The 18,548-nt window shown below is 69.8% G+C and carries 19 protein-coding genes; 13 read left to right on the top strand and 6 right to left on the bottom strand.

Annotated features, from left to right (window positions below; translation table 11 throughout):
- The first annotated feature begins 39 nt into the window (after positions 1-39).
- Genes AWB89_RS28355 through AWB89_RS23280 form a run of 6 tightly spaced genes read left to right on the top strand, consistent with a single transcriptional unit; the run spans position 40 to position 6,598 of the window.
- Positions 40-1,737, top strand: coding sequence for a serine/threonine-protein kinase PknH/PknJ (locus AWB89_RS28355; RefSeq protein WP_085176862.1), 1,698 nt, complete (start codon positions 40-42; stop codon positions 1,735-1,737).
- A gap of 17 nt (positions 1,738-1,754) precedes the next feature.
- Positions 1,755-2,231: an Rv0361 family membrane protein gene (locus AWB89_RS23300; RefSeq protein ID WP_085176860.1), complete on the top strand. Its 477-nt coding sequence runs from the start codon at positions 1,755-1,757 to the stop codon at positions 2,229-2,231.
- Positions 2,228-3,478, top strand: a complete 1,251-nt coding sequence (locus AWB89_RS23295; protein WP_085176858.1) for a DUF7373 family lipoprotein — start codon at positions 2,228-2,230, stop codon at positions 3,476-3,478. Before AWB89_RS23300 ends, AWB89_RS23295 begins: the two co-directional genes overlap by 4 nt.
- Before the next feature lie 30 nt (positions 3,479-3,508).
- Positions 3,509-4,897, top strand: coding sequence for an MmgE/PrpD family protein (locus AWB89_RS23290; RefSeq protein ID WP_085177137.1), 1,389 nt, complete (start codon positions 3,509-3,511; stop codon positions 4,895-4,897).
- Positions 4,898-4,952: 55 nt separating this feature from the next.
- Positions 4,953-5,717, top strand: a complete 765-nt coding sequence (locus tag AWB89_RS23285; RefSeq protein ID WP_085098165.1) for a DUF2127 domain-containing protein — start codon at positions 4,953-4,955, stop codon at positions 5,715-5,717.
- Positions 5,718-5,752: 35 nt separating this feature from the next.
- Positions 5,753-6,598, top strand: coding sequence for an SDR family oxidoreductase (locus tag AWB89_RS23280; protein WP_085176856.1), 846 nt, complete (start codon positions 5,753-5,755; stop codon positions 6,596-6,598).
- 325 nt (positions 6,599-6,923) lie between these two features.
- Here the strand turns inward: AWB89_RS23280 and AWB89_RS23275 are convergent, their stop codons facing one another.
- On the bottom strand, positions 6,924-7,532 hold the full coding sequence (locus AWB89_RS23275) for a CGNR zinc finger domain-containing protein (RefSeq protein WP_169716615.1): 609 nt from the start codon (positions 7,530-7,532) through the stop codon (positions 6,924-6,926).
- An 82-nt stretch (positions 7,533-7,614) separates the two neighbouring features.
- On the opposite strand from AWB89_RS23275, the gene AWB89_RS23270 reads away from it, so the two are divergent.
- Together AWB89_RS23270 and AWB89_RS23265 are read left to right on the top strand one after the other, a co-directional pair.
- Entirely contained in the window at positions 7,615-8,307 is a 693-nt protein-coding gene (locus tag AWB89_RS23270; protein ID WP_085098171.1) for an SDR family oxidoreductase, read from the top strand.
- 239 nt (positions 8,308-8,546) lie between these two features.
- Positions 8,547-8,999, top strand: coding sequence for an SRPBCC family protein (locus tag AWB89_RS23265; RefSeq protein WP_085176854.1), 453 nt, complete (start codon positions 8,547-8,549; stop codon positions 8,997-8,999).
- A gap of 33 nt (positions 9,000-9,032) precedes the next feature.
- Here AWB89_RS23265 and AWB89_RS23260 read toward each other — a convergent pair whose 3' ends face one another.
- The 3 genes from AWB89_RS23260 to AWB89_RS23250 all read right to left on the bottom strand — a co-directional run bounded on the left by AWB89_RS23260 (position 9,033) and on the right by AWB89_RS23250 (position 11,913).
- A complete protein-coding gene (locus tag AWB89_RS23260) occupies positions 9,033-9,776 on the bottom strand; it encodes a class I SAM-dependent methyltransferase (protein ID WP_085098176.1) in 744 nt (247 codons plus the stop codon).
- Between the two features lie 111 nt (positions 9,777-9,887).
- Entirely contained in the window at positions 9,888-11,273 is a 1,386-nt protein-coding gene (locus tag AWB89_RS23255) for an adenylate/guanylate cyclase domain-containing protein (RefSeq protein ID WP_085176852.1), read from the bottom strand.
- A 49-nt stretch (positions 11,274-11,322) separates the two neighbouring features.
- Entirely contained in the window at positions 11,323-11,913 is a 591-nt protein-coding gene (locus AWB89_RS23250) for a TetR/AcrR family transcriptional regulator (RefSeq protein WP_085176850.1), read from the bottom strand.
- Positions 11,914-11,980: 67 nt separating this feature from the next.
- Between AWB89_RS23250 and AWB89_RS23245 the strand changes: the two genes are divergently transcribed.
- Positions 11,981-12,925 (top strand): oxygenase MpaB family protein, encoded by a 945-nt coding sequence (locus tag AWB89_RS23245; RefSeq protein ID WP_085176848.1) that lies wholly within the window; start codon positions 11,981-11,983, stop codon positions 12,923-12,925.
- Here AWB89_RS23245 and AWB89_RS23240 read toward each other — a convergent pair.
- Positions 12,914-13,888: an amidohydrolase family protein gene (locus tag AWB89_RS23240; protein ID WP_085176846.1), complete on the bottom strand. Its 975-nt coding sequence runs from the start codon at positions 13,886-13,888 to the stop codon at positions 12,914-12,916. The two genes, AWB89_RS23245 and AWB89_RS23240, sit on opposite strands and share 12 nt — an antisense overlap.
- 90 nt (positions 13,889-13,978) lie before the next feature.
- Between AWB89_RS23240 and AWB89_RS23235 the strand changes: the two genes are divergently transcribed.
- The 4 genes from AWB89_RS23235 (at position 13,979) to AWB89_RS23220 (ending at position 18,331) form a co-directional block, all read left to right on the top strand.
- Complete coding sequence (locus AWB89_RS23235; RefSeq protein ID WP_085176843.1) at positions 13,979-14,902, top strand: LysR family transcriptional regulator; 924 nt, start codon at positions 13,979-13,981, stop codon at positions 14,900-14,902.
- Between the two features lie 31 nt (positions 14,903-14,933).
- Positions 14,934-15,719, top strand: a complete 786-nt coding sequence (locus tag AWB89_RS23230; protein WP_085176841.1) for an SDR family oxidoreductase — start codon at positions 14,934-14,936, stop codon at positions 15,717-15,719.
- Positions 15,720-15,826: 107 nt separating this feature from the next.
- Complete coding sequence (locus AWB89_RS23225; protein ID WP_085176839.1) at positions 15,827-16,921, top strand: acyl-CoA synthetase family protein; 1,095 nt, start codon at positions 15,827-15,829, stop codon at positions 16,919-16,921.
- A gap of 36 nt (positions 16,922-16,957) precedes the next feature.
- A complete protein-coding gene (locus AWB89_RS23220; RefSeq protein WP_085098200.1) occupies positions 16,958-18,331 on the top strand; it encodes an aldehyde dehydrogenase family protein in 1,374 nt (457 codons plus the stop codon).
- Between the two features lie 4 nt (positions 18,332-18,335).
- On the opposite strand, the gene AWB89_RS23215 is transcribed toward AWB89_RS23220, so the two are convergent.
- Positions 18,336-18,548: cutinase family protein (locus tag AWB89_RS23215; protein ID WP_142282616.1), on the bottom strand; the 213-nt coding region annotated here is incomplete at its 5' end.

The following is an 18,548-nucleotide window of genomic DNA, read 5'->3' as shown; positions in this document are numbered from 1 at the left end:
TTAGCCGTACGGATACGGGGGTGACCGTAGGGTGTTGAGGTGCTGACGAGCGGCGCGGTGGTGTGCGGCTACCGCATTGAACGGGTGCTGGGCACCGGCGGCATGGGCACGGTGTATCTCGCGGCCGACCCGATCCTGCCCCGCCAGACCGCACTGAAAGTGCTGTCGTCCGAACTGTCGCGTGATGCCGATTTTCGGGCCCGATTCATTCGCGAGGCCGACACGGCGGCATCGCTCGAGCATCCCCACATCGTGTCGGTCTATAACCGCGGTCAGACCGAAGACGGGCAGCTGTGGATCGCGATGCAATTCGTCGACGGCATCGACGCCGATGCGGCGCTGCGCGGCGGGACCATGGCGCCCCAGCGGGCGGTGCACATCATCGCGCAGGTCGCCAAGGCGCTCGACTTCGCCCACGCGCACAACGTGGTGCACCGCGACATCAAACCGGGCAACTTTCTGCTGTCGGGCCCGATCGGTCCCGACGAGCGAGTCCTATTGGGCGACTTCGGAATTGCCCGCGCCTTCGACGACGTCGGGCTGACCGCGACCGGGTCGGTGATGGCGACCGTCGCCTATGCGGCCCCAGAGGTGTTGTCGGATAGGCCGATCGACGGCCGCGTCGACATCTACTCGCTGGGTTGCGCGTTGTTTCGGCTGCTGACCGGCCACACACCGTTCCCGGCCAGCAATGGGGCGGCCGCGGTCATGATGGGGCACCTGTTCAGTCCGCCCCCGCGGGTGACCGACGCGGTGCCGTCGTTGCCCGCCGCGCTGGACCGGGTGATCGCCGTCGCGATGGCCAAGGATCCGGCCGCCCGGTTCGGCTCGGCCGGGGAACTCGCCGCCGCCGCGGCGGACGCGCTGCGTGACCCCACGCGCCGGGCGCCCCTGCCCCCCATACCCAGCGGTCAGGTCGGTCCCTATCCCGTCGGGTCCCCGACGCCGCCCTGGTGGGAGCACAGCGGACAGCGCACGCTGGCGCCGCCCCCGCCGCGGCGCCGTCGCCGCCGGGGGTTGATCGCCGCGGCGCTGGCCGCGGTCGTGGTGGTCGTCGCCGCAACGGTCACCGTGCTGGTCTGGCCGGACCGCGGGCCGGCCGGCCAGGGCGCCGACCCCGGCGCGGCCCCGTCGCCATCCGCCCCGGGACCACCGGCCACCGACATCACCGCCGCCCAACTTCGTCCGATCCTGCTGACGGCCGATCAGATCCCGAGCGGCGCAAGCGGGGGCCCGCTGGTTCTCGAGCGTGACAGCGCAACGTTGTCCGACGATTCCGCGACCCTCGACAACCCGGAGTGTGTAGGTGCCTGGGCGCCCGCCCAGCAATCGGGGTACGCCGCCAGCGGTTACACCGGCGTGGCCGCCCAGTTCCTTCGGGCGCTGAACGAACCGGAGTCGCAGGACAGCGTGAGCCAGGCCGTCATCGCCTTCCCCGAGGGCAAGGCGGGAGCGTCGCTCGTGACGCAGCGGGGACAGTGGGCCCTGTGCGGCGGCAAGACCGTCACGGTGACCCCTCCGGGCGCACCTGGCCAGGTGTGGGAGTTCGCCCAGCCCGGCATCACTTCCGGGGTCGTCGTCGTGGCGGCCACGCTGCGGGGCGGCAACGCCTCCTGTCAGCATGGGATGCAGGTGCGTGGCAACGTCATCATCGACATTCGGCAATGCCGCGCCGGCGGGGGCGCCGACGTCACGGGGCTGGTCACCGCGACGGCCGCCAAAGTGCCCCGGCAATGAGGGAGGCAGTGAGGGGAATGAGCGCACCGACAACGACGTTCGCCACGACGGCGGCGGCGCTGGCCGTCGCCGCGATCGTCGCCTCCTGCTCCGTCGTGACCGGCGGGACTCCGGCGCTCCCGCACACCTCGGTTCCGACGTCGGTGACCGCGGCGGCGCCGATCAACGAGCCCGCGCCGTCGAAGCCCCCGTCCGACGAGGATCAGATCCGGCAGACCGTCATGGCGTTTCAGGACGCCTACAACACCCAGAACTGGGGCGCCTACACCGAGCTGATGTGCTCGGCGATGCGAGCCGAATTCACCGGGCCCGTCATGGATTACCTCAAGAAGAGCCGCACCCAGAACGGGCTCACCACTGTCAAGATCACTTCGGTCGCGATCACCGGCGATACCGCCACCGTCGCGATGGACGCCCAGAACGAGGCGCTGGGCTCCGGCTCGGTCAGCCTGCCGCTGAAGCTCGAAGACGGCTGGAAGATCTGCAAACCGTGACGGGCCCGGCGCCGCAGGCGAAATGGTTCTTCCTCGCGGCGCTGTTCGCCGCCGTCCTGGTCGCCTGTCAGCACACCACCGCGGGCACCGCCTCCCCGGCGCGATCGAACCCGCCGTCCGCGGTGAACCCCTCCTTGCTCGACCCCGGCAAGTACCCGACCGCCCCGCTGCCCCCGCTCGGTGCCGCCGGTTCCGACCAGGCCGGCCGGCTCGTCGAAGGCCGCCGCATGGCCGCCTATGTCGTCGGGCCCTGGCAGGCCGACCCCGCCCTGAGCTCGCCGGGCTCCACCGGCTCGGTGACCGTCATCACCGCCTTCGAGGAACTCTCCAAGGTGGTGTGGACGCCGATCGTCGGTGGCGCCTTCAACCTTCCGTTCGTGGTCGGGTTCTCCTCCGAGCGGCAAACGCCCGGGCCGAATCCCCAACTGTCGCTGCGCAACGCCGTCCTGCGCTTCGCCAACGCCGCCACCGCGGCCTCGGCCGCCCAGGGCATGCAGGCCAAAGCGATGAGCATGCCCCGCCTTCCCAGCGCCACGCCGATCGTGACCGAGCCCGAGCGCGCCATCGCCGTGCCGGGCCATCCGGACGCCGCCGCGGCGCTGCTGACCTTCCAGGACGGCGCCCAGACGGTGCGAGAGCTGTCGGTGTTCACCGCGCACGGGCCCTACGTGCTCGTCCAGGTGGCGCGCTGCGCCGCCGGACCGGACTGTGAGGCCCCGTTGGCCGCCCGCACGATAGACCGCCAGATACCGCTGATCGACACGTTTGCGCCCACCGAGGCCAACCAGTTCGCCGCGCTTCCGCTGGATCCCACTGGTCTCGTCGCGCGCACCCTCCCGTTGCCGGCGGACCAAACCACTCCGATGTCCGGAGCCGCCTACGAGACGGCCGGCGCGCTGCACCTAGAGGACGACCCCGTCCAGGTCGGGACCGCCCTGACCGCGGCCGGCGTGGACTTTGCATCGGTCAACCTGGCGACCCTGTACCAGGCCAAGGATCCCGGCAGCGCGCAGACGCTGGCCGACGCCTACAGCGACATCGCTGCCAAAACGCCTGCGGCGCAAGCCGCTTCGCCGGTTCCGGGCCTTCCCCAGAGCCGCTGCACCCGCGTTGCGGGGTCCAGCGGGCTGGTGCCCCGCTATTGGTGTGTGGCCGCGGCGGGGCGGTACACCATCAAAACCGTTGCGCGGCAACTCGACAGCGCACACCAGCAGATGGCCGCCCAGTACCGAATCCTGACCGGGTAGGGACGAAACACCATGGCGCATGACTACATAGTGGACGACCTTGCCGGCTTCGTCGTCGGCGCCGGGGCGGCGGACCTGAGCGATTCGCCGCGCGCATTGCTGAAACGCAACGTGCTGGACAGCGTCGCCTGCGCCGTCGGTTCGCTCGACGGTGAGCTCATCGGCACGATCCGTGCGCACGCCGACCAATTCAGCGGGACCGCCACCGCCACCCTGGTCGGCGGGGGCAGGGCATCGGTCGATCAGGCCGCGTTCTTCAATGCGGTGCTGGTGCGCTACCCCGATTTGCTGGACACCTACCTGACGGTGGGCGGGCTGTGCCATCCCGCCGACAACTTCGGCGCGGTCCTGGCGGTGGCCGAGCACGTCAACGCGAGCGGCACCGATTTCCTGTTGGCCCTCGCGGTGGCCTACGAGGTCCAATGCCGGTTCAGCGCCCAGGTTCCGGTGATGGCGCGCGGCCTCAATCACGCGCTGCAACTGGCGATGTCGGTCGCGGCCGGATCGGCGAAGCTGCTGGAGCTCGACGCCGAACAAACCGCCAACGCCATCGCCGCGGCCGCCGCCGACAACGTTTCGCTGGCGGCGGTGCACGCCGAGCCGGTGTCGAACTGGAAGGGCATTTCGCCCGCCATCACCGGCATGCGCGCGGTCTACACCACGATATTGGCCGGCCGCGGCATCACCGGGCCCAAGGCATTGTTCGACGGCCCGCAGGGGCTGGCGCAGCTTTTCGGCCAGCCCATCGACTTTCGCACCGCCGACCGGGCGCTCGCCTGCGTCGAGCAGACCTACCTCAAGCAGTACTGCTCACTCATCCATGGCCAGGTCATCATCGACGCGATCCTGGCGCTTCGCGGCGACAACGACCTGCGCGGCGAGGACGTCGCGCGGGTCACCCTCGAGGTGTTCCAGGGCGCGTTCGACTTCGCCGGCGGGGGAGCCTACGGCGCCAAGGACCATCCGCTGACGAAGGAGCAGGCGGATTACAACCTGAAATATCTGAGCGCGGTGGCGCTGCTCGACGGCGGGGTCGGCCCAGAACAGCTCGAGACCGAACGCGTGTTACGCAGCGACGTTCAGGACCTGCTGGCGCGGGTCGACGTCAGCGCCGCAGCGGACCTGACCGCCGACTACCCGCAACGCACGGCGGCACGCGTGCACATCGTAACCCGCGACGGACGCGAATTCAGCAGGGAGCAAAGCGATTACGAGGGATCGCCCACCCGGCCCATGTCCTGGGAGCGCGTCGTCGACAAGTTCCGCTGGCTTGCCGAACCCTTCTGCACAGAAGCGTTGTGCGACGACATCATCGCCGCGGTCGACCGCCTCGACGAGATACCGGTCGCCGAATTGGCCGCCCTGCTCGGCGCGGTCAGCCCCGCCGCCGCGCGCCCGCGCCGCAAGCCGCGCTTCTGACGGCCCGCTGAGCGCGCCCCCTTGCGTCGTTCGCTGCGGCATTCAATGATCGGCCATGGCCAAAGATCGCGACAAGAACCGATGGGAACTGGTCACCTGCGCCGTGGCGGGCCACGTGACCTATGCGCCGGACGAGGAAGCGCTCGCCGACCGGCTCAGCGGCACCACCGGGCTGGGCGAGGTGTGGCGCTGCCTGCGGTGCGCTGAATTCACCGTCGGTGAGCCACACGGGCGAGGTCGCGCCGAGGACGCGCCGATGATCATGCGGGGCAAGGCTTTACGCCAGGCCATCATCATCCGCGCGCTCGCGGTGGAACGGTTGTTCCGCGCGCTGGTGATCGCGCTGGCGGCCTACGCCGTGTGGAAATTCCGTGGCGCGCGGGGTGCTATCCAGGCCACCCTGGACCGCGACCTGCCGATTTTTCGCGCGGCGGGCTTCAAGGTCGATCAGATGACGATCGTGCACGAGCTGGAGAAGGCGCTGGCCGCCAAGCCGTCCACGCTGGCCTTGCTGACCGCGATGCTGATCGGCTACGCCCTGATCGAGGTCATCGAGGGCGTCGGCCTCTGGTTGCTGAAGCGTTGGGGCGAGTACTTCGCGGTGATCGCGACCTCGGTCTTCCTGCCGCTGGAAATTCATGACCTGGCCAAGGGCATCACGATGACCCGGGTGGTCACCTTCACGATCAACGTGGCAGCCGTGATCTACCTGCTGGTCTCCAAGCGGCTGTTCGGCCTGCGGGGTGGCCGCAAGGCCTACGACGAGGAGCGGCGAGGCGAGCAGCTTCTCGACGTCGAGCGGGCTGCGGCCGCCGGCTGACCGGCATACTGCCCCACGAGGAACGGAGGTCTTCGATGGGCACCTATGCGATCAGCGGTTCCGCATCCGGAATGGGTCGCGAGACCGCGCAGCGGCTGCGGGCCGAGGGACACAGCGTGATCGGGGTCGACATCAAAGACGCCGACATCGTCGCCGACCTGTCGACGCCGCGGGGCCGCACAGCGGCCGCCGACGGGGTCCTGGCGGCCTGCGGCGGCACGCTCGACGGCGCCGTGCTGGCGGCCGGTCTGGGCCCGGGCCCGGGGCGGGATCGCGCCCGCCTCATCGCTCAGGTCAACTACCTCGGGGTGGTCGAGCTGCTCACCGCCTGGCGCCCGGCACTGGCCGCGGCCGAACGCGCCAAAGTCGTCGTCGTCTCCAGCAATTCCACGACGACGGTGCCGGCGGTGCCCCGGCGGGCCGTGCGGGCGCTGCTCGCTCAGGACGCCGACAAAGCGCTGCGGTCGGTGCGGCTTTTCGGACCGGCGGCGCCGACGATGATGTACGCGGCCTCGAAGATCGCCGTCGCCCGCTGGGTGCGGCGCCACGCCGTGCTGCCCGAATGGGCCGGTTCGGGTGTGCGGCTCAACGCCATCGCGCCGGGCGCCATCATGACGCCCCTGCTCGAAGAGCAGCTGGCCGACCCCAGACAGGCCAAGGCGGTCCGGTCGTTCCCCGTCCCGGTCGGCGGCTTCGGCGAGGCGCGGCAGTTGGCCGACTGGATGTGCTTCATGCTGTCGGATTCCGCCGACTTCCTTTGCGGCAGCCTGCTGTTCGTCGACGGCGGGACCGACGCGTACTTTCGCGCCGACGACTGGCCGAAGCCGGTGCCGGCGCGCCGGCTGGTCGGCTATCTTCGCCGGTTCACGCCCAAGGTGTGACGAGCCGGGCGTCGCGCCGTGGATGTGCGTCACGCCACAAGATGCCTTTTCGTGACGTTTACCGCGGCGCGGCACGCCCGTAAAACGGTCGGGGTGCAATTCAATGAATCGGCGAACTGGCCGAACGGACAAGGGATTTTCAACCGTGGCAACACTGCAGGACCGGACGGGTCCGACCAACCGCGACCTGGTCGCCCCGATTGCGGCACGTGCGTGCGACGCACTGCAGGCCGTGCTGAAAGGCGCTCGGCGTCAGGGCGCTTCGGGCCCCCGCATCATGCCCAGGGGCGCCGAGCGCTGCTGATGGCCAAGCGCGGGCGGAGTGCTACCGGCGCGCTGTGCTGCGCTGAGCCGCGCCGTCGCGTTCGCGTCGCCGCGCCCTCGACGCCCGCAGGTTGGCGACGTTCCCGCATGTCTTGACGTCGTGCCACACCCCGCTGTTGTTCTTCGAGCGGTCGTAGAACGTCGACGCGCACTGCGGGTTGTGGCAGCGCTTGATCCGCCGCCAGGTGCCGTCCTGCTGGCTGAGCAAGATCTCCCCCCACAGCGCCGACGCCAGCCAGCGCCACCCCGAACCGGTGGGTTCGAGCCGCACCTCGCCCGTTTTCGAGAGCGTGAGGGACGCGGCGACGGCGCCCGCGCCGTGCTGCGTCGGCGGCTCCCCGGCGACCAGCCGGCCGATCCTGTCGCGCAGCGCGCGAAGCTTGGCCAGGTCCGCGTCGCCGAGCGGTGGCGGCTGCGCGTCCAGGCCGCGCTCGGCTGACCACGCCCGCACCGCGCCGGCCACCCAGTCCTCCGCGAGCGCGCCGTCGGCCAGCAGGTCCGGTCCGTATCCCGCGATGTCCGCGGTGTTGAGGAAGTCCTGAACCAGCGCGAGGCCCCCGGGGGCGGGGGTGAGCTGGTACCGCTGTGACGCATACCATTGCGAAGACATACCCAAAACATACTTGCTTATGTCGCGGCGGTCAACTACGTTGACAGATGCAAAGCACGTTTACCTACGTCAAGGAGTCATCATGGTCAACATCAAGGGGTCGACGGTCGTCGTCACCGGCGGACAGCGCGGGCTCGGCAAGGCCATCGTGGACGAGTTGCTGCGGCGGGGCGCGGCCAAGGTCTACGCCACGGCGCGGTCACCCAAGCCCAGCGAGGACCCGCGGGTGGTCAGCGTCGCGCTCGACGTGACGAATCCGGATTCGGTTGCCGCGCTCGCGGTTACGGCGACCGACGCGGACATCGTCATCAACAACGCCGGCATCATCGGCGCTCCGCAGCTGCTCAGCGCCGACATTGAGGAAGTGCGGGCGGTGTTCGAGACGAACTACTTCGGCGCGCTCCGGGTCGCGCAGGCGTTCGCGCCGATCCTGGCCGACAACGGTGGGGGGGCGCTGGTCGACATCGCTTCGATCCTGTCGTGGGTGGCCGGATTCGGCGGCTACGGCGACTCGAAGGCGGCGTTGTGGTCGGCGACCAACTCGTTGCGCATCGAGCTGGAAAAGCAGGGCACGCGGGTCACCAGCGTTCACCTGAGCTTCACCGAGACCGACATGACCTCCGGTTTCGACGTGCCCAAGAACGACCCGCGGCAGGTGGCACGCCAGATCGCCGACGGCATCGAGCGGGGCGACGCCGAGGTGCTGGCCGATGACGACACCCGCTTCATGAAGGCGGCGCTGTCCGGACCCGTCGAGGCCCTTCGGGTGGGCTAACGGACCGGCCGACGTTGAATGGCCTGTCCGAAGGCAGATCCCCGTCTTGTGACGGTGGGTCAAGCAGGCCGTGGGGGCCTCACCCAAAAATGGGCTCGCTGCACTTCGGACAGGCCACCGGGCGAACCCGGCAAGACCACCATCGCAGCCCGCCGGTGGGCGCTTCGACGGCCGAAGGTCCCAAGGCGCCCGCCGAAAGTCACATCCCGCGCCCTCGGTGGGCGTGTTTGGATAGCGGCATGGAACCGGAACGCATCGTGAGCGCCACCCGCGTGATCTCGGCCAGCGCCGAGCGGATCTTCGAACTGATCGCCGATCCCGCTCGGCAGCCGAGCTGGGACGGCAACGACAACCTCGCCTCGTCCGCTCCCCGGCAGCGCGTCCGGCAGGTGGGTGACGTGTTCAAGACGACGCTGACGAACGGCGCCGTGCGGGAGAACCACGTGGTGGAGTTCATCGAGGGCAGCACGATCGCGTGGCGGCCGGCGGAACCCAAAAAGCTGCCGCCCGGCCACCTCTGGCGCTGGGAACTGCATCCGATCAACGCCACCCTCACCAGCGTGACGCACACCTACGACTGGACGGCGCTGACCGACAGCACCCGCTTCGAGAGGGCCAGCTCGACCACACCCGAGATGCTGCGGGAGTCGATCGACCGGCTCGCCACGATCGCCCAGGCAAGCGAGGCCTGACATGGCGCTGCCGCCGGAGAGCACGCGGCGGGCTCAGCCGTTCCTGCCGCGCACCCACTGGAACGTGCCGTAGTTCTTGACCCGCACGCTGGCGAACCCGTTGCTTTCCAGGACGTCGGCGATTTCGTCGTCGTCGAACACGTGCGCCCCGACGTTCGGCAGCTTTTGCCAAAACCGGGCGGCCCGCCCGACGGTGGGAACCATGATGGCCAGCCGGCCGCCCGGGCGCAGCACCCGCGCCATCTCGGCGAGGGCGGCCGCCGGATTCGGGACCAGCTGCAGCACGGCGGTCGAGATCACCGCGTCAACGGTGTTGTCGCGCAGGGGAAGTCGTTGCGCGTCGGCCTTGATGAAGCCGACCTGCGGGCCCGCCTCGTTGCGCACGGCGCGGGCGAGCATGGGTTCGGAGATGTCGACACCGAGCGCCAGCCCCTCGGGCCCGGCCGCGCGTGCCAGCGACGCGGTGACGTTGCCGGGGCCCGAGCCGACGTCCAGCGCGACGCCGCCTTGCGGGATGTTCAGCCACTCAAGCGGTAACGCCCATGCGCTGATCAGCCGCCGCGACAGCGCCTGGGCGTTGTCGTAGAGCATCGAGCCGATGGGCGAAGCCCACGCCGCCTGGATCGGGCCGGTGTTCTTCGGGACGGCGTCGTCGGCCGACGCGGCGCCGAGCAGATCCAGATAGCCCTTGCTGACGTCCGGATCCGTCGGTGGATCGGCGAGCAGATCCAGCGCTCGGCGCAACGCGGGCGGCAGCGACACGTGCACGTCGGTCACGCGTACTCCTTCGGTCAAAAGCGAAGCTGTAGAACAACAGTCGGGCTGGCAGCCGGCAACCAGCCTAGCCGAGCCGACGGGTGCGTGGACGGTCCGAAGGTGTCGGGTTGGTTACCGCCGGACGGCGGCGCGCTCGCGCATCAGGGCGTGCAGGCGCCAGTGACCGGGGACGCCCTTCAGTGCGCTCTCGCCGCGGTCGGCGAACCGATGGTGTGAGCCGGTGACGATGTCGCGCACCGTCGAGGAGACCAGCACCTCGCTGGCCTCGGCGAGCGCCGCCACCCGCGCTCCGATGTGCACCGCCATGCCGGCGATGTCTTTCTTCAGGGCTCCGCGCACCTCGACCTCGCCGGCGTGAATGCCCACCCGAACCTCGATGCCCAGCACCCGCACCGCATCGACGATGTCGTCGGCGCAGGCGAGCGCGGCGCTCGGGCTGGAGAACGTGGCGACGAAGCCGTCGCCGGCGGTGTTGACCTCGTTCCCGCCGAACCGCTGCAGCTCGTGGCGAATGATCGTGTCGTGGTTGTCCAGCAGGTCGCGCCAGCGGCCGTCGCCGAGTTCGGCGGCTCGTTCGGTCGAGCGGACGATGTCGGTGAACACGATCGTGGTCAGCAGGCGCTCGGCTTCGGACCCACCCCGCATGCCGGTGATGAACTCTTCGATCTCGTCGAGCATCGGCCCGGTGTTGCCGACCCAGTACAGGGTGTCCGCGCCCGGCAGCTCCACGAAGCGCGACCCGGCGATGTGCTCCGCGAGATAGCGACCGTGCGCGACCGGGGTGAACCCGGAGTCGGTGCGGTGCACGATCAGCGTCGGCGCGGAAATGCGCGGCAGCGTGTCGCGAACGTCGGCCTGGCGGACGGCCAGGATCATCGCGCGCGCCATGCTGGGCGAGGCGGCGCGGTTGCCGGCGGCGTCCCACCAGGCCCGGAAGGCGTCGTCGCGGGCGACGCTGGGAGCGATCATGCCGAGCATGTCGAAGCCGTGGTCGACGGCGTCCGGGTCGATCGCGACGGTCGTATACGGGTCGAGGTCCTCGATCTTGGCGCCCATCGGATAGTCGGGGGCGTACACGGTGCGGGCCGCGCCGTTGATGATCACCAGGCTGCTGACCCGGTCGGGGTACTCGGCCGCCAGCGTGAGCCCCGTCATCGAGGTGAAGCTCGGCGCCACGATGGTGGCCCGCTCGCATCCCACCGCGTTCATGACCGAGACGACGTCCTTCGCCCAGAACTCCGGCCCGATCACGTCGATCGAGGGGACGCGGGACGACAGCCCGATGCCGCGCTGGTCGAGGCGGATCACCCGGGCGAACGACGCCAGCCGCCGGTGAAAGCGGTACATCGACGGCTCGGCGTCGACCGAGTCGATCGGAATCGACGGCCCGGGCAGCAGCACCAGGTCGATCGGCCCCTCGCCGAACACCTGGTAGGCGATGTCCGTGTCGCCGCAACTCGCGTATCGGGTGCGTGGTGTGCCAGAAAACCCAGCCACGGCTATCAGGCTAATTCAGGGCCCCGACAACCCGGCAACACCGATCCCGCTAGCGGCCGATGATCGGGACGAGGTAGCGCGCCGCGTAGTCGCGCACCGCCGCCTGATCCGAGGTGTCGAGCCGGTCGGTGGGAAACACGATGATGCCGAGGGCGACGCGCAGCAGGATGTCGGCGATGTTGGCCAGGTCGGGTTCTGCGATCTTCGCCCCGCACCGCCGCAGGGTGTGGGCGATCCCGTCGGCGAACTGGCCGATCGGGAAGGCCCGCGACCGGGAGAACATGCCCAGGAGCTCGGGCTCGCTTTCGGCGATCCGGGAGTACAGGGGCGAGTCCTGGACGAGGCGCACCCCGAGCGAGAAGGCCTCGATGACGGCCTGCTGGGGGTCGCAGCCCGCGGTCGCCTGGTCGAGCGTTCTGAAGAAGATTTCGGCCTCACGGCGCACCACGTGCTCGAACAGGTCGTCCTTGGTCGGAAATCGCCGATAGATGGTGCTGCGGCTGACGCCGGCCCGGGCGGCGACGTCCTCGATGTTCGCCCGGCGCACGCCGTAGGTCTCGAAGACGGCCCTGGCGGTGTCGAGGATGGTGCGCTCGAGATCGGTCAGCTCGCCGAGATCGCCGTGGAGGGTCTGGTTCATTTGACACAAAGATACGCATTTGTTTCTCTGGTTCACAACTTCTGTAGGGGCGCGGCGAGGGGACACGATGACAGCGCAATGGGCTGAGCGGGATTTCGACACGGCCGTTCGCGAGGCGGTGCCCATGCCGGTCGACGACGCCATCGCGCCCGCGGCGCCCCGCCTGGGGCCTGAGTCGCTGATCTGGAAGTTCTACGGCGACCACCGCACCCAATTCTTCGGGTTCCAGCGCACGGCCGGCGTGGAGAACTGCATCGAGCAGCTCGCCCAGGGCGTGTTGGACCACTCGGTGATCTTCAGCGACACGTTGGGCCGGGCCAAGCGGACCGCACCGCCGCTGATGAAGACCGTCTATTCCGACGAGCCGCACGAGTGGGGCCGCAAGGTGCGGGACTTCCACAAGCCGATCAAGGGCACGGTCAGCGACGGCTCCCGGTATCACGCGCTCAACCCGGAGCTGTTCTACTGGGCGCACGCCACGTTCGTCGACCAGGTCATCTACACGACCGACACCTTCATCCGCCGGCTGTCGCGCGCGGAAAAGGAACGGATCTTCCACGAGGGCAAGGTCTGGTACGGCCTCTACGGCGTCAGCGACCGCGGGCAGCCGCAGACCTACGACGAGTTCGTCGCCTACTGGGACGACATGCTGGAGCGGTTCGTCCCGCACAAGACCGTCCTGTACGGCACCGGCTACATCCGCAAAGGCATACCGGGCCCGCGCTGGATTCCCAAGCCGCTCTGGAAGATCCTGTCGGCCCCGCTCAACGGCTACACCCGCCTGGTGTTGGTGGGGACGCTGCCGCAGCAGATGCGCGACGTGTGCCAGCTGGAATGGGATGCGAAGAAAGAGAAGCGATTCCAGCGTTTCGCCGCCGTGGTGCGCGCGCTCAACCCGCTCATCAACCGGCTGCCGGTGGCGTTCATCTACCTGCCCTGGGCGGCCAAGGCGTGGCGCCGGGCGGGCGTCGACCCCCGCCGGCTGCACAACCGCCCGGCCTCAGATATGTAGCAGCCGTTCGGCGTTGCCGTGCGCGATCTTCTCCCGGTCGGCGGCGGACAGCGTCGTGGCCTCGAATCCCTCGACCGCCTCGCGCGAGGACTCGTAGGGATAGTCGACGGAGAACATCACCGCTTCGGCGCCGACCTCCAGCACCGCTCCCAGCATGACCGCCGGGGAGAACACCCCGCTGTTGGTGAACACGATGTTTGTGCCGAGGTATGCCGAGGGCGCCCGCCGCAGCGGAGCGGCGGTGGAGATGGTGGCGTAGCGGGAATCCAGCCGGCTGCGCTGAAACGGCAAGAACTCGCCCATGTGGCCCAGGATCAGCGTCGCGCCCGGATGCCGATCGAACACGCCGCCGAACAGCAGGCGCAACGCGTGCCCGCTCACCTCGGCCGCCCAACTCCACGTCGCCCCGTAGAGCTCCGGCCGGCCGTCGATCACGCGCCAGCGATCGGCCGGCGGCGAACCGGGGTGCAAATAGAGCGGCACGCCAAGGGATTCCACCGCGGACCAGAGCTCGTCGTATGCGGGCGCGTCCAGGTAACGCCCACCCGGGCCACTGATGCAGTCGTTGACCAGCGCCCCGCAGAAGCCGTCCTGGTTGACTGCGCGCTCCAGTTCTCTGGCGGCGGCGGCGGGATCCTGCAGGGGCAGCGCGGCGAACCCGCGGAACCGATCAGGGTGTTGGGCAATCACTTTCGCCAGGTAGTCGTTGGCGTACCGCGCGTTGTCGCGCGCCCGCTCCGCGTCGAGCTCGATCTGCAGACCCGGCGAGGTCAGCGAGAGGACTTGGATGTCGATGCCGGCGTCGTCCATCTCAGACAGGCGGTATTCGGTGAAATCGGGCAGGCGGCGTTCGTACCGCTCGCCGAATTCGGGGCGCAGCAGCCCCATCAGCTGCCGATGGGCCGGCAGGAGGTCGGCCAGCTCGGGAATGAAAAACGCTTCCTCCAAGGCGATGTAGCGCATCGGCCTTCCTCACTGTCGTCGGGGACGCTGTCCGACTCAACTCTGCGCCGCGCTCGCACATTTGTGAAATGAATAGTTAGCATCGACGACATGCATCCGGCGCATACCCAGCGCGTCGACCTGAACTTGCTGCCGCCGCTGGTGGCCCTCCTCGAGGAGCGCCATGTCTCGCGGGCGGCCGACCGCGTGGCGCTCAGCCAGCCCGCGATGAGCCGGGCCCTGCAGCGGCTGCGACGGCACTTCGGTGACGAGCTGCTGGTCCGCGGACCCGACGGGTACTCGCTGACGCCGCGCGCCGAGCGCATCCGCGCCCAGTTGGCCACCGTCGTCACCGAGCTCAACCAGCTCTTCGCCGCCGAGACCTTCGACCCGGCCGCCGCGGCGCCGTCGTTTCGGCTGGCGGTCAGCGACTACACCGCCTCGGCGTTCGGCCACGAGCTGATCCGGCGGATCCTGACCGGATCGCCCAACGCGACGGTGACCATGGAGCCCCTCGACGCGCGCGTGTTCGACAGGCTGGACGCCGGGACGACCGACCTGGTGATCCGCGGCCGCGCCGCGCCCGACGGTTACAGCAGCCTGCACCTTTTCACCGACCGGTTCGTCTGCGTCGTGGCCGCCGAGCACCCGCTGGCCGCGCGCGCTTCGGTGTCGCTGGCGCAATACCTGCGGTGGCCGCATGTGGGCATCGACCTCGGCCAGCCCAGCCTGGACCAGGCCCTGGAGGCGCGGGACGTACGCCGCCGCGTCGCCGTCGTGGTGCCCTACCACGTCGTGGGCACCGCCGTGCTGCCCGGCACCCAGCTGGTGCTGACCGTCCCGGCTCGACAGGTCGAGCACATCGCCGGCTCGGCGCCCGTCCGCGTGCTCCGCGCCCCGAGCGAGCTGGGTGACGTGCAGTTCTACGCGGTGTGGCACCCCCGCGTCGAGGACGATCCGGCGCATCGCTGGCTCCGCCAGGTCGTCCACGCCGCCGTCGGCTCTACCCAGCGGACCCCGAAAGGACGAAAGTGAGACAGTACTGATTCGACGGAGGGGAGCGGCAATGCGGATGACGGGCAATACGGTGCTGGTGACCGGCGGCGGCAGCGGAATAGGTCGCGGCCTTGCCGAGGCGCTGCACCGGCTCGGCAACACGGTGGTCATCGCGGGCCGGCGGCGCGAGCCGCTGCGGGACGTCGCCGAAGCCAACCCGGGCATCCGCACACTGTCGCTGGATCAGGGCGATCCCGCCGACATCCGCCGCTTCGCCACCGAGGTGACCGATCACTACCCGGACCTCAACGTCGTCGTCAACAACGCCGGCGTCCAGCGCTTCGAGGACCTCACCACGACGGGCCCCAGCGTGGCGGAGCTGACGGTCGCGATCAACCTGTTGGGTCCGATCCGGCTCACGGCGGCGCTGCTGCCGTCGCTGCTGAAGAAGCCGCGGGCGGCGATCCTCAACGTCACCTCGGGCCTGGCGTTCGTGCCCAGCGCCGTCACGCCGACGTATTGCGCGACCAAAGCGGCGCTGCATTCCTACACCGAGTCGCTGCGTTTCCAGCTCCGCGGGACCGCGGTCCAGGTGATCGAGATCGTGCCACCGCACGTGCAGACGGGGCTGCAGCGTGGGCGGGGCTTCGACTCCAGCGACCCCAGGGCGATGCCGTTGGACGAGTACATCGCCGAGGCGATCAGCCTGCTGGAGGCGCAACCGGAGGCGGACGAGATCATCGTGGAGCGCGTCAGGCCCATGCGGTTCGCCGAACGCGACGGCCGCTACCACGAGGTCTACCACGCCTTCAACGACGCAGTCGCCGAGGCGGTCAGGCAGGCGCGCGGCAGCTGAAACCGGTTGGCCACGAAGCGTTTCCCGCGGTGTGGGGCAACGTTCACCGCCCGTGCGCCCGGCGCCCCGCGCGCGGCCCTGCCGGGCCGGTTCCTGTGACAGGATCGGTGGCTATGGGCGACTTTTCGCTGCTGGAGGTTCCCCGATCGGTTCCGATCCAAGACCCCGAGGCCTATCTGGCCGCCGCGATGGCCTGGCACTTCGGCGAGCGCACCGGTTCGCCGTTCTGGCTGCGCACCGCCCGGACGCTGGACTTCGACCCGCTGACCGATGTCCAAAGCTTCGCGGATCTGCGCCTGTTCCCCAACCTCGTCAACGAGTTGCGCGATGTGCCGGTGGAGGATCTCTTTCCGCGCGGCTACGGGTCATCCCCGCCGGTGCCCCAGATATTCGAATCCGGCGGCACCACCGGGGCTCCCAAACGGACCGTGCAGATGCCGGACTGGATCGCCCAGGTGGTGCAGTGGCAAACGGAGGACTTCGCCGCGGGCGGTTTCGTTCGCGGCCAAGGCTTCCTGTGCCTGATGCCCGGCGGCCCGCACGGCGTCGGTTACTTCTCCCGCTTGGTGTCGGGGCAGCTGGGCGCGGTGTTCCACGCGATCGACCTCGACCCCCGCTGGGTGAAAAAGGTCGCCGCGCGCAACGCGGCCGCCGAAGTGGCCGCCTATGTCGACCACGTCATCGAGCAGGCCGTGTTCGTGCTGCAGACGCAGCGCGTCGCCAACCTGCACACGACCCCGCCGCTGCTCGAGGCCATCGCCCGCAACGATCGCGTGGTGGACCTGGTGAACGACAAGATCCGCTACCTGTTGCTCAGCGGCGCGCACGTGGACGCCGACACGCTCGACCTGCTTCGCGACATCTTCCCGAACACGTCGATCACCATGGCCTTCGGCAGCACCATGGTGCTCTCGCAAGCGGTCACCCGAACCGCCGACGACGGCTCGTTCGTCTTCGACCCGCGGACACCGTATGTCGTGTTCTGGGTGATCGATCCCGACACCGGAGAACGCGTGCCCTACGGGCAGCCGGGCCAGGTGGTGATGAACCACATCAGCAAGGGAATGTTCATCCCGAACAACCTGGAGCGCGATCTGGCCATCCGCATGCCCGGCCCGGCGGGTCAACTCAGCGATTCCGTGAGCGCGGTGCGGCCGGTCACCACCTTCGAGGGCGAGGCCGTCATCGAGGGCGTGTACTGACCGATGGCACCCGAACAGGCCGTCCCCGCAACGGATTTGGTGCGCATCGACGCGCTGGGCCCGGGCGGCGAATACCGCACCCGCAACCGCGAGATCATCGCGAGCACTGCGGGCATCGCCGTTGCCGAGCTGAGCATCGTTCCGCCGCTGTACGTTTCGCGCAGCATCGCCGCGCAGCGCAAGAGCCGGCCGCTGCCCGTCGCGGAGCGCGAGGCGGCGCTGCGCAAGGCGGCCGAGCTGTTCGCCACCGCCGAGATCGGCGGGCTCGATTTCGAGGATTACGTTCGCCTGGCCAGCGGCATATCCGGGCTGCCGATCGCGGTGACCCGCGCCGGGGCCCGCGGCGTGGCGCACGCCGTCGCCACCGCCTTCGACGCCGTGCGAGCGGCCCGCCCCGTGGGCGCGGCGCTCGACTGGCGCGAGCAACCCGCCCACGGCGGGGCCGTTTGGGCCCGCCGCGGAGAGGTGTTCGCCGTGCACGCGGCGGGGAACGGCCCCGGCGTGCACGGCCTGTGGCCGCAGGCGCTGGCGTTGGGATACCGCGTGGCGGTGCGGCCGTCGCGCCGCGAGCCGCTGACCGCGCACCGGCTGGTGAACGCGCTGCGGCAGTCGGGATTTCGGCCCGAGGACGCCGCGTATCTGCCCACCGACCACGGCGGAGCCGACGAGATCGTCCGGTCGGCCGACGTCGCCACGGTCTACGGCGGCCAGGACGTGGTGGACAAGTACGCCGCCGACCCCGCGGTGGTGGTGAACGGGCCCGGGCGCACCAAGATCCTGATCACCGCCGACCGGGACTGGCGCGACCACCTCGACCTGATCGTCGACTCGATCGCCAACCTGGGCGGCATGGCGTGCGTCAACGCGAGCGCCGTGCTCTACGAGGGCGATCCCGCCCCGCTGGCACGGGCGATCGCCGAGCGGCTCGCGACGATCCGGCCGCTGCCCAGCGACGACGAGCGAGCGATCCTGCCCACCCAACCCCTCGAGCAGGCGCGCGCGGTGGCGAACTACCTGGCGGCCAAGGCGGCCGGCACGACGCCGCTGCTCGGCGCCGATCAGGTCGTCGCCGCGGTCGGCGACGGGTACGCCGCGCTGCGCCCGGCCGTGCACCTGCTGGCCGAGCCCGGCTCCGGGCAGCTCACGGACACGCTCAACGTCGAGTTGCCGTTCCCGTGCGTGTGGGTGTCGCCGTGGTCGCGCGCCCACGGCGTCGGGCCGCTGCGGCATTCGCTGGTCCTCACGGCCATCACCGGCGACGACCCACTACTCGACGAGCTGCTCGACGAACCGACGATCACCAACGTCTACCGCGGCCCGCACCCGACCTTCCAGGCGGCGCCCGAAATTCCGCACAACGGGTTCCTGGCGGATCACCTGATGCGCAACAAAGGCTTCATCGGCGGCTAGCGACCTAGCTGCCGAAGCCTCCACCGGGAGCGCCGGCCGGCGTGGCGCTGTTGCCGCCGAGGTGGCTGGCCGCGAACGCGGCGCCCTTGTCGATCATCTGCCCGTCGGACGCGTACGTGTCATGCGCGGCGAAGTTCATCCCGTCGGAGCACACCGGGTCCTCGGGGGCGCAGACCTTGATGGTCTTGGGCTGGTACAGCGGCCCGATGGCGACCGG

The sequence above is a fragment of the Mycobacterium paraense genome, from assembly GCF_002101815.1.
In the GTDB taxonomy this organism is placed as follows: domain Bacteria; phylum Actinomycetota; class Actinomycetes; order Mycobacteriales; family Mycobacteriaceae; genus Mycobacterium; species Mycobacterium paraense.
This window is presented reverse-complemented; position numbering and strand designations above follow the sequence as displayed.

Bases quoted from the DNA above. Each gene is read 5' to 3' on its own strand.
- AWB89_RS23300 (WP_085176860.1), top strand. From the start codon at position 1,755: ATGAGCGCACCGACAACGACGTTCGCCACGACGGCGGCGGCGCTGGCC.
- AWB89_RS23285 (WP_085098165.1), top strand. From the start codon at position 4,953: ATGGCCAAAGATCGCGACAAGAACCGATGGGAACTGGTCACCTGCGCC.
- AWB89_RS23280 (WP_085176856.1), top strand. From the start codon at position 5,753: ATGGGCACCTATGCGATCAGCGGTTCCGCATCCGGAATGGGTCGCGAG.
- AWB89_RS23275 (WP_169716615.1), bottom strand. From the start codon at position 7,532: ATGTCTTCGCAATGGTATGCGTCACAGCGGTACCAGCTCACCCCCGCC.
- AWB89_RS23270 (WP_085098171.1), top strand. From the start codon at position 7,615: ATGGTCAACATCAAGGGGTCGACGGTCGTCGTCACCGGCGGACAGCGC.
- AWB89_RS23265 (WP_085176854.1), top strand. From the start codon at position 8,547: ATGGAACCGGAACGCATCGTGAGCGCCACCCGCGTGATCTCGGCCAGC.
- AWB89_RS23250 (WP_085176850.1), bottom strand. From the start codon at position 11,913: ATGAACCAGACCCTCCACGGCGATCTCGGCGAGCTGACCGATCTCGAG.
- AWB89_RS23245 (WP_085176848.1), top strand. From the start codon at position 11,981: ATGACAGCGCAATGGGCTGAGCGGGATTTCGACACGGCCGTTCGCGAG.
- AWB89_RS23240 (WP_085176846.1), bottom strand. From the start codon at position 13,888: ATGCGCTACATCGCCTTGGAGGAAGCGTTTTTCATTCCCGAGCTGGCC.
- AWB89_RS23235 (WP_085176843.1), top strand. From the start codon at position 13,979: ATGCATCCGGCGCATACCCAGCGCGTCGACCTGAACTTGCTGCCGCCG.
- AWB89_RS23230 (WP_085176841.1), top strand. From the start codon at position 14,934: ATGCGGATGACGGGCAATACGGTGCTGGTGACCGGCGGCGGCAGCGGA.